This is a genomic window from Enterobacter hormaechei ATCC 49162 (assembly GCF_001875655.1).
Classification (GTDB): Bacteria; Pseudomonadota; Gammaproteobacteria; order Enterobacterales; family Enterobacteriaceae; genus Enterobacter; species Enterobacter hormaechei.
The window spans coordinates 3,103,219-3,117,282 of sequence record NZ_MKEQ01000001.1; the positions used below are offsets into that span (position 1 = coordinate 3,103,219).

At 57.2% G+C, this 14,064-nt stretch carries 10 protein-coding genes and 1 pseudogene; 5 read left to right on the top strand and 6 right to left on the bottom strand.

Translation table 11 applies throughout. The features are described from left to right. Positions 1 to 27 precede the first annotated feature (27 nt). Together ilvD and ilvA are read left to right on the top strand one after the other, a co-directional pair. A complete protein-coding gene (gene ilvD, locus BH712_RS15465; protein ID WP_006808637.1) occupies positions 28 to 1,878 on the top strand; it encodes a dihydroxy-acid dehydratase in 1,851 nt (616 codons plus the stop codon). Between the two features lie 2 nt (positions 1,879 to 1,880). Next, positions 1,881 to 3,425 (top strand): threonine ammonia-lyase, biosynthetic, encoded by a 1,545-nt coding sequence (gene ilvA / locus BH712_RS15470; RefSeq protein ID WP_062933753.1) that lies wholly within the window; start codon positions 1,881 to 1,883, stop codon positions 3,423 to 3,425. A gap of 45 nt (positions 3,426 to 3,470) precedes the next feature. On the opposite strand, the gene ilvY is transcribed toward ilvA, so the two are convergent. Beyond that, on the bottom strand, positions 3,471 to 4,361 hold the full coding sequence (ilvY, locus tag BH712_RS15475; protein WP_006808635.1) for an HTH-type transcriptional activator IlvY: 891 nt from the start codon (positions 4,359 to 4,361) through the stop codon (positions 3,471 to 3,473). A gap of 152 nt (positions 4,362 to 4,513) precedes the next feature. On the opposite strand from ilvY, the gene ilvC reads away from it, so the two are divergent. Next, a complete protein-coding gene (ilvC, locus tag BH712_RS15480) occupies positions 4,514 to 5,989 on the top strand; it encodes a ketol-acid reductoisomerase (protein ID WP_006808634.1) in 1,476 nt (491 codons plus the stop codon). A gap of 38 nt (positions 5,990 to 6,027) precedes the next feature. Here the strand turns inward: ilvC and trmL are convergent, their stop codons facing one another. The 5 genes from trmL to lldP all read right to left on the bottom strand — a co-directional run bounded on the left by trmL (position 6,028) and on the right by lldP (position 11,678). Beyond that, a complete protein-coding gene (gene trmL / locus BH712_RS15485) occupies positions 6,028 to 6,501 on the bottom strand; it encodes a tRNA (uridine(34)/cytosine(34)/5-carboxymethylaminomethyluridine(34)-2'-O)-methyltransferase TrmL (RefSeq protein ID WP_006808633.1) in 474 nt (157 codons plus the stop codon). A 46-nt stretch (positions 6,502 to 6,547) separates the two neighbouring features. Then, positions 6,548 to 7,888, bottom strand: a complete 1,341-nt coding sequence (locus BH712_RS15490; protein ID WP_006808632.1) for an MFS transporter — start codon at positions 7,886 to 7,888, stop codon at positions 6,548 to 6,550. Between the two features lie 180 nt (positions 7,889 to 8,068). Continuing rightward, positions 8,069 to 9,256: a quinone-dependent L-lactate dehydrogenase gene (gene lldD, locus BH712_RS15495; protein WP_006808631.1), complete on the bottom strand. Its 1,188-nt coding sequence runs from the start codon at positions 9,254 to 9,256 to the stop codon at positions 8,069 to 8,071. Then, positions 9,253 to 10,026, bottom strand: a complete 774-nt coding sequence (lldR, locus tag BH712_RS15500) for a transcriptional regulator LldR (protein WP_006808630.1) — start codon at positions 10,024 to 10,026, stop codon at positions 9,253 to 9,255. The genes lldD and lldR overlap by 4 nt, the downstream gene beginning before the upstream one ends. Beyond that, a complete protein-coding gene (gene lldP / locus BH712_RS15505; protein WP_006808629.1) occupies positions 10,023 to 11,678 on the bottom strand; it encodes an L-lactate permease in 1,656 nt (551 codons plus the stop codon). The genes lldR and lldP overlap by 4 nt, the downstream gene beginning before the upstream one ends. 1,098 nt (positions 11,679 to 12,776) lie before the next feature. Here lldP and BH712_RS15510 point away from each other — a divergent pair. Beyond that, positions 12,777 to 13,358 (top strand): fimbrial protein, encoded by a 582-nt coding sequence (locus BH712_RS15510; RefSeq protein WP_006808628.1) that lies wholly within the window; start codon positions 12,777 to 12,779, stop codon positions 13,356 to 13,358. Between the two features lie 30 nt (positions 13,359 to 13,388). Then, positions 13,389 to 14,064: pseudogene (locus BH712_RS15515) on the top strand (fimbrial biogenesis chaperone).

Sequence of the window (14,064 nt, forward strand, 5' to 3'; positions counted from 1 at the left end):
TAATCGTCAGACGGGAGTCAATAAAGCATGCCTAAGTATCGTTCAGCCACCACCACCCACGGCCGTAACATGGCGGGTGCCCGCGCGCTGTGGCGCGCCACCGGAATGACCGACGCCGATTTCGGCAAGCCGATTATCGCCGTGGTGAACTCCTTCACCCAGTTCGTACCGGGCCACGTGCACCTGCGCGATCTCGGTAAACTGGTTGCCGAGCAAATCGAAGCCTCCGGCGGCGTGGCGAAAGAGTTCAACACCATTGCGGTGGATGACGGTATCGCGATGGGCCACGGGGGGATGCTCTATTCACTGCCGTCGCGCGAGCTGATCGCCGACTCGGTGGAGTACATGGTTAACGCCCACTGCGCCGATGCGATGGTCTGTATCTCCAACTGCGACAAAATCACCCCGGGGATGCTGATGGCCTCCCTGCGCCTGAACATTCCGGTGATCTTCGTCTCCGGCGGCCCGATGGAAGCGGGGAAAACCAAGCTGTCCGACAAAATCATCAAGCTCGACCTGGTCGATGCGATGATCCAGGGCGCGGACCCGAAAGTCTCTGACGAGCAGAGCGACCAGGTGGAACGCTCTGCGTGTCCGACCTGCGGCTCCTGTTCCGGGATGTTCACCGCCAACTCCATGAACTGTCTGACCGAAGCGCTGGGCCTCTCGCAGCCGGGCAACGGCTCGCTGCTGGCGACCCACGCCGACCGTAAGCAACTGTTCCTGAACGCCGGTAAGCGCATCGTTGAGCTGACCAAACGCTACTACGAGCAGGACGATGCCAGCGCGCTGCCGCGCAACATCGCCAGCAAAGCGGCGTTCGAAAACGCCATGACGCTGGATATCGCCATGGGTGGCTCCACCAACACCGTTCTGCACCTGCTGGCCGCCGCGCAGGAAGCTGAAATCGACTTCACCATGAGCGACATCGACAAGCTCTCCCGCAAAGTGCCGCAGCTGTGTAAAGTCGCACCGAGTACCCAGAAGTACCACATGGAAGACGTGCACCGTGCTGGTGGTGTCATCGGTATCCTCGGTGAGCTGGATCGCGCCGGGCTGCTGAACCGCGACGTGAAAAACGTGCTCGGCCTGACGCTGCCGGAGTCGCTGGATCAATACGACGTGATGCTGACCAAAGACGACGCGGTGAAAAAGATGTTCCGCGCTGGCCCTGCCGGTATTCGTACCACCCAGGCGTTCTCGCAGGATTGCCGCTGGGACACGCTGGACGATGACCGTGCCGAAGGCTGTATCCGCTCGCTGGAGCATGCCTACAGCAAAGACGGCGGTCTGGCCGTGCTGTACGGTAACTTCGCGGAAAACGGCTGCATCGTGAAAACCGCAGGCGTGGACGACAGCATCCTGAAATTCACCGGTCCGGCGAAAGTGTACGAAAGCCAGGATGAAGCGGTAGACGCGATCCTCGGCGGCAAAGTGGTGGAAGGTGACGTGGTTGTCATTCGCTACGAAGGGCCGAAAGGCGGCCCGGGCATGCAGGAAATGCTTTACCCAACCACCTTCCTGAAATCGATGGGCCTCGGCAAAGCCTGTGCGCTGATCACCGACGGGCGTTTCTCCGGCGGCACCTCCGGCCTCTCCATCGGCCACGTTTCCCCGGAAGCGGCAAGCGGCGGCAACATCGCGATCATTGAAGATGGCGACCTGATCGAAATCGATATTCCTAACCGTGGCATTCAGCTGAAGCTGAGCGACCAGGAAATTGCGGCCCGTCGTGAAGCGCAGGAGACCCGCGGCGACAAAGCCTGGACGCCGAAAGATCGCCAGCGTGAAGTCTCCTTCGCCCTGCGCGCGTACGCGAGCCTTGCCACCAGTGCAGATAAAGGCGCGGTGCGCGATAAATCTAAACTTGGGGGCTAATGATGGCCGAGTCACAACCCTTATCCGCCGCCCCCGAGGGGGCGGAATACCTGAGAGCGGTGCTACGCGCGCCGGTCTATGAGGCGGTGCAGGTCACGCCCCTGCAAAAAATGGACAAACTCTCTTCACGCCTGGATAACGTCATTCTGGTGAAGCGCGAAGACCGCCAGCCGGTGCACAGCTTCAAGCTGCGCGGTGCCTACGCAATGATGGCCGGGCTGACGGACGAGCAGAAAGCGCGCGGGGTGATTACCGCGTCGGCGGGAAATCACGCGCAGGGTGTGGCGTTCTCGTCTGCTCGTCTGGGGCTGAAAGCGCTGATTGTGATGCCGGTTGCCACCGCAGACATCAAAGTCGACGCGGTGCGCGGGTTCGGCGGAGAAGTGCTGCTTCACGGCGCTAACTTTGATGAAGCCAAAGCCAAAGCGATTGAGCTGGCGCAGCAGCAGGGTTTCACCTGGGTGCCGCCGTTCGATCACCCGATGGTGATTGCCGGGCAGGGTACGCTGGCGCTGGAGCTGTTGCAGCAGGACGCGCATCTCGACCGCGTTTTCGTCCCGGTGGGCGGCGGTGGCTTAGCCGCAGGTGTGGCGGTGCTGATTAAACAGCTGATGCCGCAGATCAAAGTGATTGCGGTTGAAGCGGAAGACTCTGCCTGCCTGAAGGCGGCGCTGGACGCCGGACATCCGGTGGATCTGCCGCGCGTCGGGCTGTTTGCCGAGGGCGTGGCGGTGAAGCGCATTGGCGATGAAACGTTCCGTCTTTGCCAGGAGTATCTCGACGATATCGTCACCGTCGACAGCGATGCGATCTGCGCGGCGATGAAAGATCTGTTCGAGGATGTACGGGCGGTGGCGGAACCGTCCGGCGCGCTGGCGCTGGCGGGAATGAAAAAATATATCGCCCAGCACAACATTCGCGGCGAACGTCTGGCGCACGTGCTGTCTGGTGCGAACGTGAACTTCCACGGTCTGCGCTACGTTTCCGAACGCTGCGAACTGGGTGAACAGCGTGAAGCGCTGCTGGCGGTGACCATCCCGGAAGAGAAGGGCAGTTTCCTGAAGTTCTGCCAGCTGCTGGGCGGCCGTTCGGTGACGGAATTCAACTACCGCTTTGCCGATGCCAAAGACGCCTGCATTTTTGTCGGCGTGCGTCTGAGCCGTGGCGTGGAGGAGCGCAAAGAGATCCTCAGTCTGCTGCATGACGGCGGCTACAGCGTGGTCGATCTCTCCGATGACGAAATGGCGAAGCTGCACGTGCGCTACATGGTCGGCGGCCGTCCGTCGAAGCCGCTCAGGGAACGCCTGTTCAGCTTCGAGTTCCCGGAATCACCGGGCGCATTGCTCAAGTTCCTGCATACGCTGGGTACCCACTGGAACATCTCTCTGTTCCACTATCGCAGCCACGGCACCGACTACGGCCGCGTGCTGGCAGCGTTCGAACTGGGCGAGCACGAGCCGGATTTCGAAACGCGGCTGAACGAGCTGGGCTATGAGTGCCACGACGAAACCCACAACCCGGCGTTCCGTTTCTTCCTGGCGGGCTAAGGGTTGAACTGCGTGTAGGCCGGGTAAGCGCAGCGCCACCCGGCTTTAGTGGTTGGGCAGAATCTTCCAGAACGCATCAATAAGCGGCTCATGCAGCCGCTTTTTTTGTGCACACACGCCAAGTTCGAACGGCGTTTTCTCGTCGCTGCGTTCTAATATCATCACGCGGTTGCGCACCGGTTCCGGGCTGTTTTCCAGCACCACTTCCGGCAGTAGCGCCACGCCGCAGCCGAGCGCCACCATCGACACCATTGCCTCATGGCCGCCGACCGTGGCGTAAATTGACGGGTTGCTGATCTTCTGGCGGCGGAACCACAGCTCGATGCGGCGACGCACTGGCCCTTGATCGGCCATGATAAACGGCACCGTTGACCAGTCTGGTTTTTCCACCGAGATCTGGTTGCGCACCGGGCAGGGCAGCGCCGGGGCAATCAGCACCACCGCCAGATTCTCCAGCATCGAGAACGCCACCGCACCCGGAAGGGTTTCAGGTTTCCCGGCAATCGCCAGATCCGCTTCGCCCGTGACCACTTTTTCCATCGCGTCGGCGGCATCGCCGGTGGTGAGTTTAATTTCGACCGACGGATGTTCCGCGCGGAAGCGATCGAGAATGGGAGGAAGATGGCTGTAGGCGGCGGTTACGGAGCAGAAAATATGCAGTTCGCCGGAAAGCGACGGCCCCTGCTGGTCAATGGTGTGCCGCAGCTGCTGATACTGCAACAGCGTCTGCTGGGCAAAAATGCGCAGTTCTTCCCCGGCTTCCGTGAGGGTGACGGTGCGGTTATCGCGCACGAACAGCGGCTGGCCGAGGTCTTCCTCAAGGCGCTGGATCTGGCGCGACAGCGTGGAGGGGCTGACGTGCATCGCCCGGGCGCTACGGCCAAAGTGGCGGCTTTCCGCCAGATGCAGGAACATTTTCAGATCGCGTAAATCCACCGATTCCACTCCCTCTTTTTACATTGCATAAATTGCAATGTGACGTTGTGAATATATCAATTTCCGCAATAAATTTCCTGTTGTAATGTGGGTACATTCTCGCTGAAACGCGAACCGAACAATAAGACACACAACATCACGAGGTATCACCCATGGCTAACTACTTTAATACACTGAACTTGCGCCAGCAGCTGGCGCAGCTGGGCAAATGCCGCTTCATGGCGCGCGACGAATTTGCCGATGGCGCGAGCTACCTTCAGGGTAAAAAAGTGGTCATCGTCGGCTGTGGCGCACAGGGTCTGAACCAGGGCCTTAACATGCGTGACTCCGGGCTGGATATCTCTTACGCCCTGCGTAAAGAAGCGATCGCTGAGAAGCGCGCGTCCTGGCGTAAAGCGACCGAAAACGGCTTTAAGGTGGGTACCTACGAAGAGCTGATCCCGCAGGCGGATCTGGTGGTTAACCTGACGCCAGACAAGCAGCACTCTGACGTTGTGCGTTCCGTACAGCCGCTGATGAAAGACGGCGCCGCGCTGGGTTACTCCCACGGCTTCAACATTGTTGAAGTGGGCGAGCAGATCCGTAAAGACATCACCGTCGTGATGGTGGCACCGAAGTGCCCGGGTACAGAAGTACGCGAAGAGTACAAACGTGGCTTCGGCGTGCCGACGCTTATCGCCGTTCACCCGGAAAACGATCCGAAAGGCGAAGGCATGGCGATTGCCAAAGCCTGGGCAGCGGCGACCGGCGGTCACCGTGCGGGCGTTCTGGAATCTTCCTTCGTTGCGGAAGTGAAATCTGACCTGATGGGCGAGCAGACCATCCTGTGCGGTATGCTCCAGGCTGGCTCTCTGCTGTGCTTCGACAAGCTGGTGGAAGAAGGCACCGATCCGGCATATGCGGAAAAACTGATTCAGTTCGGCTGGGAAACCATCACCGAAGCGCTGAAGCAGGGCGGCATTACGCTGATGATGGACCGTCTGTCCAACCCGGCAAAACTGCGCGCGTTCGCACTCTCTGAACAGCTGAAAACCATCATGGCGCCGCTGTTCCAGAAACACATGGACGATATCATCTCCGGCGAGTTCTCTTCCGGCATGATGGCGGACTGGGCGAATGACGATAAGAAACTGCTGACCTGGCGCGAAGAGACCGGTAAAACCGCGTTCGAAACCGCACCACAGTACGACGGCAAGATCACCGAGCAGGAGTACTTCGATAAAGGCGTCCTGATGATCGCGATGGTGAAAGCAGGCGTTGAGCTGGCGTTCGAAACCATGGTGGATTCCGGCATCATCGAAGAGTCTGCGTACTACGAATCTCTGCACGAGCTGCCGCTGATTGCGAACACCATCGCCCGTAAGCGTCTGTATGAGATGAACGTGGTGATCTCCGATACCGCCGAGTACGGTAACTACCTGTTCTCTTACGCCTGCGTACCGCTGCTGAAAGAGTTTATGACCACCCTGCAAGCAGGCGATCTGGGCCAGGCGATTGCGGAAGGTGCGGTTGATAACGCGCAACTGCGTGACGTAAACGAAGCGATTCGCAGCCACGAAATCGAGAAAGTGGGACAGAAGCTGCGTGGCTACATGACCGATATGAAACGTATCGCGGTAGCAGGCTAAATACGACGAATCGGGTGGCGCAAGCCACCCGAATTGTTTTAACTACGCAGTATCGCGCCGGGATATCCCAGCTGGCGCCACGCCTCATACACCACTACCGACACCGCATTCGACAGGTTCATGCTGCGGCTGTCCGGCATCATCGGAATACGAATTTTCTGCTCCGCGGGCAGGGCATCCAGAATCGTGGCGGGCAGGCCGCGGGTTTCCGGGCCAAACATCAGATAATCCCCGTCCTGATAGCTTACGGCGCTGTGCGCTGGCGTACCTTTGGTGGTCAGGGCGAACATGCGCTGCGGTTTTTCGGCTTCCAGAAACGCGGCGTAATCGTGGTGGCGAACGACGGCAGTAAATTCATGATAATCCAGCCCCGCGCGACGCAGGCGCTTGTCGTCCCACGTAAAGCCCATCGGCTCGATGATGTGCAGGCGAAAACCGGTGTTGGCACACAGGCGGATGATATTACCGGTATTGGGTGGGATTTCTGGTTCAAATAAGACGATGTTAAGCATGCTGCCCCCTTAATTGCGGGGGGCAGAATAGCAGAAAAGAGAGGGATTACGCGACGCCCGGCTCCTGCGAGCGGCTATACAGCATTTTGTAGACGGTAGCCGCCGCAGCCACCAGAGCAGGCACGCTGAGGATCATTAAAATACTGTCGGCCTGCCACTGCATGGCAAGAAGCTGGGCGCTGGTCATGGTGCCTGCTACGCCGCCGAAGCGGCCGATCCCCTGCATCCAGGCGATACCTGTCGCGCGGCATTCGGTAGGGTAAAAGGTGGCGGCCAGGGTCTGCATGCCCGACTGCGCCCCGTTCATTGCGATCCCCATCAGGAAAATTAACCCGCCAAACAGGGCGATATGGTTATGCTCAATCCCCAGTAAAAGAATGAGGCCCATCGTCAGCACGAAACCACACGCGACCACCTTGTGCGCTTCCCAGCGATCCATCATCCAGCCAGCGAGCAAAATGCCCGCGGTGCCGCCGAAGGTGAATAGCGAGGTGAGCCAGGCGGATTCCGCCAGCGCATAACCCATCCCCTGCATCAGCGTCGGCATCCAGCTCAGCAGGACGTAGTAAATGACCAGCCCCATAAAGTAGGTCACCCACAGCATCAGGGTGCCGGGCAGCCAGGGCATGGAAAACAGCTGCGCCACGCTCCCTTTTTTAGACGCCACCTTGTCTTCCACCAGGAAAAAGCCCGTGACGCTATCGAGCGTGCTGCGGGCGAACCGGCTGGCGATGCGACGAACCTGGGCGAGATCTTTCCCGCGCTGCACCAGAAACTTCACCGACTCCGGCAACAGCAGTGCCAGCAGCACTGTTAAAATCAGCGGTGCAATCGCGCCGGTCAGCAGCACGCTTCGCCAGCCATGGTGAGGAATAAGCCAGGACGAGATCGCCCCGCCGCCCGCTGCACCCAGCGGAAAGCCGCAGTACATGGTGTTAATCGCCATGGCGCGGCAGCGCTGGGGCGCAAACTCTGAGATCAGCGTGATGGCGTTAGGCATCGCGGCGCCCAGCCCGAGACCGGTCAGAAAGCGCCACAGCGTCAGGGTATTCAGACTTTGCGCCCAGGCCGTGCCCAGACTCGCCAGGCCGAAGAACAGGCACGAAAAGACCAGCACACGCTTGCGTCCCATCCGGTCCGATACCGGACCGGCAATAAGGGCTCCCAGCGACAGCCCGAGCAGCGCCGCACTTAGCACCGGCCCCAGATCCTGTTTATGTATTCCCCACTCCGCCGACAGCGTAGGCGCAATGTAACCCATCGCTGCGGTATCGAACCCATCGATCGCCAGCACCAGAAAGCCCAGCACGATAAGAAGCCAGTGAAACCCTGAAAAAGGACTCTCATCGATCACCTGCTGAATATCCACCCGACCTGAATACGCCATACGTTCCTCTCCGATGTGATGTTGTTTTTGTGTTCTTGTATTTGCTTGTCTATACAATTGCGGAGGGGCGGGTTGTGTCAAATTTTCTTATCCAGAATGTTACGTAGGTGTTATTTTCGGCAAAAAAAAGCGCCCGATGGAAAGTCGGGCGCAGAAGAAGGGGAGGCTAACCAGAGGAGATCAGGCCGCGTTTCCCTGTGACAACGGTGCCAGCGCCGCAGGCAGCTTGCTCAGCTCCTGCACCAGCGAATCTTTGCTGATTTCACTTATCGATTTTGCCCCGGTCAGGGTCATCGCCACCTTCATCTCTTTCTCGATCAGGTTCAGCAGGTTCGCCACGCCCGCCTGACCGCTGGTGGCCAGCGCGTACAGGTAAGCACGGCCCAGCAGCACGCTGTCTGCTCCCAGCGCAATCATGCGCACCACGTCCAGGCCATTACGGATGCCGCTGTCGGCCAGGATCGCTATATCGCCCTTCACCGCATCGGCAATGGCTGGCAGCGCGCGGGCTGAAGAGAGCACGCCGTCGAGCTGGCGTCCGCCATGGTTAGAGACCACGATCCCATCGGCGCCAAAACGCACCGCGTCGCGCGCATCTTCCGGATCGAGGATCCCTTTGATCACCATCGGGCCGTCCCAGAATTCGCGGATCCACTCCAGGTCCTTCCACGAGATCGACGGATCGAAGTTGTTCGCCAGCCAGCCGATGTAATCTTCCAGCCCGGTCGGTTTACCGAGGTAGGCCGAAATGTTCCCCAGATCGTGCGGACGACCGTTCAGCCCGACATCCCACGCCCACTGCGGGTGCGTCACCGCCTGCCAGTAGCGGCGCAGGGCGGCGTTAGGGCCGCTCATGCCGGAGTGGGCATCACGGTAGCGCGCGCCAGGGGTCGGCATATCGACGGTAAAGACCAGCGTTGAACAGCCCGCCGCTTTGGCGCGCTCCAGCGCGTTGCGCATAAAACCGCGATCGCGCAGGACGTACAGCTGGAACCACATCGGGCGCTTGATGGTCGGGGCGACTTCTTCAATCGGGCAGACGGATACGGTGGACAGGGTAAACGGAATGCCTTTGGCATCCGCGGCGGCGGCGGCCTGCACTTCGCCCCGGCGGGCGTACATGCCGCATAAGCCGACAGGTGCGAGCGCTACCGGCATGGAGAGCGTTTCGTTAAACAGCTTCGTCTCAAGGCTCAGGTCAGACATATTCTTCAGCACACGCTGGCGCAGGGCCACTTCCGACAGATCCTCCACGTTGCGGCGCAGGGTATATTCGGCATACGCCCCACCGTCAATGTAGTGGAACAGGAACGGCGGCAAAATGCGCTGCGCCGCGGCGCGATAGTCACTGGCTGCTGAAATAATCATGCTTTGTTCTCCCTGGAAATATCACTCTCGCCAGGCAGACGGGTAATACGCGCCTGTCGGGCCTGATCTTCATCGAATCGTTTAATGGTGGTATGGACGAAGCCCAGATGCGCCATCATCGCTTTGCGCGCGGCCTCGGCATCACCGGCCAGAATGGCGTTGAGCACCGCCTCGTGCTGTTCGGTCAGTTGAGCAAACACCGGCGGGACCAGATACATGCGCTGGCGGCTCTGCTTCACGGAAGATTGCAGCAGGTCGAAGAACCCGCGCATGGTTTGCAGCAGCACCACGTTGTGCGAGGCCTCGGCAATGGCCAGATGGAACCGCACGTCGGCCTGAGAGGCGATGTCCGGGTCGCTGCTTTGCGTGGCTTCGAAGCAGGCTTTGAGCTTCTCTTTGTCGGCGTCGGTTGCCCGCATCGCCGCGTGCCACGCGGTACTGGTTTCGATGGCGTGACGCGCTTCGAGGATGTCGAAGCTGTAGTCCGGGTCGTTTTCCATCAGCGTCTTTAACGGCTGCACGATGTTTTGTTCGGACCAGTCATCATGCTGCCAGCGTACAAAGGTGCCGCCGCCGCGACGGCTCAGCAGCACCCCTTCGCTGACCAGCGTCGCCAGCGCTTCGCGCAGTGAATTGCGCGACACGCCAAGCTGGGCGGCAAGCTGACGCTCGGCGGGCAATCTCATGCCCGCTTCCAGCTGTTGTTCTTCTATCAGCGCTCGTACGCGAGTGGCAATCTCGTCGGACAGGCGTCTGGGCATCACTATCATGGAATCATCCAGGTTAAGACATAGGCCTGCAATGTGGTGATCACGCCTACCATGCAGGTAAATATCAGGCTGTGTTTCACGGTAAAACGGAACAGATCCGACTCTTTACCCACCAGTCCTACCGCGGCACAGGCAATGGCGATGGACTGCGGCGAGATCATCTTCCCGGTCACGCCGCCGGTGGTGTTCGCAGCGACCAGCAGCACGTCCGAGACGCCAATCTGCTGCGCGGCCGTTGCCTGGAGGGCGGCAAACAGGGCGTTAGATGACGTATCTGAACCGGTCAGGAAGACCCCCAGCCAGCCGAGGAACGGCGAGAAGAAGGTAAACGCGTGGCCGGTGTGCGCCAGCGCTAACGCCAGCGTCGACGACAGGCCGGAGTAGTTCGAAATAAACGCGAACGCCAGCACCATCCCGATGGAGTAGATCGGCAGCATCAGCTCTTTAATCGTCGCCGCAAAAGTCTGTACCGCGACGGCAGGCTTCATGCGCAGCCACACTACGGAAAGGATAGCGGCAAACAGGATGGCTGTGCCGGTGGCAGAGAACCAGTCGAACTTAAACACCGCCGCATACGGCGTGGCGTCGTGCACCACCGGCGGCATACGGGCGACCATCTTGTCGAGGAACGGCACGGAGATATTAATCACCATGTCGTACAGCGCGCCGCCCGGGGCGAACAGCGCCTTAAACGGCGGAATGCTCCACAGCGTCACGGTTGCGGTCAGGAACAGGAACGGCGACCATGCGCGCACAATCTGTCCGGCGGTATAGCCGGTGCGCGCCAGCGTCTGATCCACGTGCGATGCGCCCATGTCAGCAAAGCGGAAGATACGTACCGGCTGCCAGCGTTTCAGGAATAATGTCAGACAGACCAGCGACACCAGGGAAGAGATGATGTCCGGCAGTTCCGGGCCGAGGAAGTTGGAGCTGAGATACTGGGCAATGGCGAACGAACCGCCCGCCACCATCACCGCAGGCCAGGTCTCCTTCACGCCGCGCCAGCCGTCCATAATCGCCATGATCCAGAACAGCACGATAATGGTCAGGAACGGCAGCTGGCGGCCCACCATCTGGCCGATCTCGAAGCTGTCCAGTCCGGTCACCTGGCCCGCCACCAGAATCGGAATGCCCATCGCGCCAAAGGCCACCGGCGCGGTGTTCACAATCAGGCACAGGCCCGCGGCATACAGGGGATTAAAGCCCAGCCCGACCAGCAGGGCGGCGGTGATCGCCACCGGCGCGCCGAATCCTGCTGCCCCTTCAAGGAACGCCCCGAAGGAGAAACCGACAATCAGCATCTGCAAACGCTGGTCCGGTGTGATAGAGAGAATCGACGAGCGAATAATGTCGAACTGCCCGGTTTTGACCGAGATTTTGTAGACAAAGACGGCGGCGATGATGATCCACGCAATCGGCCACAGGCCGTAGAAGAAACCATACACCACGGAGGCCAGCGCGCGATCGACCGGCATTTTATAGAAGAACAGCGCCACCAGCAGGGCGATGGCAACGGTATACGTCGCGGCAAGGTAGCCCTTCAGCTTGAGCTTAATCAGCGCAAAGAAGAAGAACAGAATGGGTAGCGATGCGATCAGGCTCGACAGCCAGATGTTCCCGGCGGGATCGTAGTTTTGTTGCCAGAGGCTCATGCAGGTCTCCTGGGGACCACACAGCCTGCACTGCGGGTGAGTCTCCGCTCATCTCTGCATCACAGTCTGTGTAAAAGTGGTCCATCCAATAATGTGTTGTAGGGGTAATGGCAATAAATGGTTAACTAAGTGTTGCTATTCGGCAATGGTTTTGTGAAGTGAAGCATTGGAAGTGTGAACGGTGGTTCGCTTTAAAGACGATTGGTAGGACCAAACTGTCTCCACGTGTAATCCGCCCCGGGTACTGACCGTGATGGCCAGTAGCGCATTATGTGTCAGACAGGAGCGCGCACGGTGCGTTAAATATGATGGGCAAAATACAGTGTTGATACGTGTTCGTTAATAAAGGGATTTGTTTTTGTCTTATTTGTGTTTGCAAGTAATAAGTTCAGTGTGAGCGAAATGGCTTATTTCAGATAAATAAAAATTTTTTTTAGTTAAAAATGCGGAATCTAATATGTAGCAAAAAATTTTAATTAAGGTAAATTTAACATATAGATTTTAACAGCCTATTACAAACGATCAATTGCTGATCAACAAGGATATGTCCCGAAAATACGTATTTTTTCAGGATAATGTCAAAGCGCATCGCGTAAAACACAATAATTTATTCTAATAATATTCTGAAATAAATTGATCAAACATTGATCAGTCGAATCTATTTTTAATTGAGGGGCGGTATTAGAAGCGGGTTAATAATTTTTTGTGCAATGAAAAAGGGTTAAATTTGTTGCGGAGCTGTTAATTTTAAAATGTTTATAAAACGTTCCTGACCTTTTTCAATGCGTAGACGTAATAAGGTATTTCATTTACTATTTATTCAGAAGCAGCGTTACAGAAGAATCTGTAATTGTTTTAAACCTTAAAGCATTCATGGTTATTTTCGAGCTGACATATTTTTCTGACAGGGAATATGCAAACAGGGCTTAATGAAAATATATGGATTATCACACTGGGATGGACCCCGCTTTATTCTATGAGGTCGCGTCACCAACTCTACTGGCACCCTTTAGTGACGTTTTCAAATTCTTACAGGAATGATTGCACCTGGTACAACAAGTCTGGATCTGTTTAATCTACAGAGGGTAATACTTTCAAATGAAAATCAAAAATGTGGCGCTGGCAATTGCCGCAGCGGGGATACTGTTATCTTCTCAATCAGTGCTGGCAAGTAGTGATTCAGGGGTAAATACGTCCCTGGACGCTGGCGCCGGCTCGCAAAGCACTGGCGGGGTAATCAATTTTACCGGGAAAATTACCCTTATTTCCTGTGATATTACGCCTGCGTCAAAAAACAAAACGGTAGACCTTGGTGCATGGGCGAAAAACTACTTTGATGAGCACGTCGAAACGACGCCGCGTGAGTTTAAAATCAATGTGGAGAATTGTCCCCCGGCGGTTGAATCTGTTGCGGTGCTGTTCGACGGGAATAAAGATTCGGACGATGCCACGCTGTTGCAGGTTACGCCAGGCACGGGGATGGCGACGGGCGTCGGGGTGAAGCTCTATAACAGCGATCGCAGCACGGCGATTAAACCGGGCACGGTTTCTAAAACAACCGCACCGGATGAAGAAGGCAATGCTGAATTAACTTTCTATGCCGCACTTGACAAAGATGGCACGGAAATCAACGCGGGTGATGTCAACGCCGTATCCAACTTCCTGATGGTTTATAACTGATTTCACAGTCAGCCACCTCCAGAGATAATAATGATGAAACGTTTATCGTATATTATGCTCACTGCATTAATGGTTAGTTCTGCGTCAGTTTCCGCTGGCGTTGTAATGGGGGGGAACACGGATCGTATACCCACAACACAGCAAGGAGGTGGCATTTTCTGTTTCTAATATGGAAAGTGCGGTTCCCTACCTTATTCAGTCATGGGTTGAAGGCGATGGGCAGGATAAAAATAACGCTGCGCCATTTATTGTCACGCCACCCCTGTTCAGACTTGATCCGGAGCAGACCAACACGCTGCGTATCCAATATACCGGCACACCGCTGCCCACCGATCGTGAATCTGTATTCTGGCTTGATATTAAAGCGATTGCGCCAAAGCCAAAAGAGAGCACTAACGAATTACAGGTTAACGTAAAATCTAAATTTAAAATTTTCTACCGCCCGGACAATCTGAAAGGGGACGCTGCCACTGCCTGGCAGAAAATAACGTTTTCGCGGACGGGAAAAAGGCTTAAGGCCGCCAACCCGACGCCATACTACGTCTCTTTTTATCGGCTGACCGTTGGCGGGCATAAAATTGAGCAACCGGGCATGATCGGCCCAGGGGAAACCCGCGAATGGCCTGTGTCCGCCTCCGGGGGCGTAAGCTGGTCGGCTATTAATGATTTTGGTGCCATCACCGCCACCCACTCCCAGCCTCTGTAA

What these genes read in the sequence shown, in the direction of transcription:
- lldP (WP_006808629.1), bottom strand. Translation starts at nt 11,678, where the DNA reads ATGAGCCTCTGGCAACAAAACTACGATCCCGCCGGGAACATCTGGCTG.
- lldR (WP_006808630.1), bottom strand. Translation starts at nt 10,026, where the DNA reads ATGATAGTGATGCCCAGACGCCTGTCCGACGAGATTGCCACTCGCGTA.
- trmL (WP_006808633.1), bottom strand. Translation starts at nt 6,501, where the DNA reads ATGCTTAACATCGTCTTATTTGAACCAGAAATCCCACCCAATACCGGT.
- lldD (WP_006808631.1), bottom strand. Translation starts at nt 9,256, where the DNA reads ATGATTATTTCAGCAGCCAGTGACTATCGCGCCGCGGCGCAGCGCATT.
- ilvA (WP_062933753.1), top strand. Translation starts at nt 1,881, where the DNA reads ATGGCCGAGTCACAACCCTTATCCGCCGCCCCCGAGGGGGCGGAATAC.
- ilvD (WP_006808637.1), top strand. Translation starts at nt 28, where the DNA reads ATGCCTAAGTATCGTTCAGCCACCACCACCCACGGCCGTAACATGGCG.
- BH712_RS15510 (WP_006808628.1), top strand. Translation starts at nt 12,777, where the DNA reads ATGAAAATCAAAAATGTGGCGCTGGCAATTGCCGCAGCGGGGATACTG.
- ilvC (WP_006808634.1), top strand. Translation starts at nt 4,514, where the DNA reads ATGGCTAACTACTTTAATACACTGAACTTGCGCCAGCAGCTGGCGCAG.
- BH712_RS15490 (WP_006808632.1), bottom strand. Translation starts at nt 7,888, where the DNA reads ATGGCGTATTCAGGTCGGGTGGATATTCAGCAGGTGATCGATGAGAGT.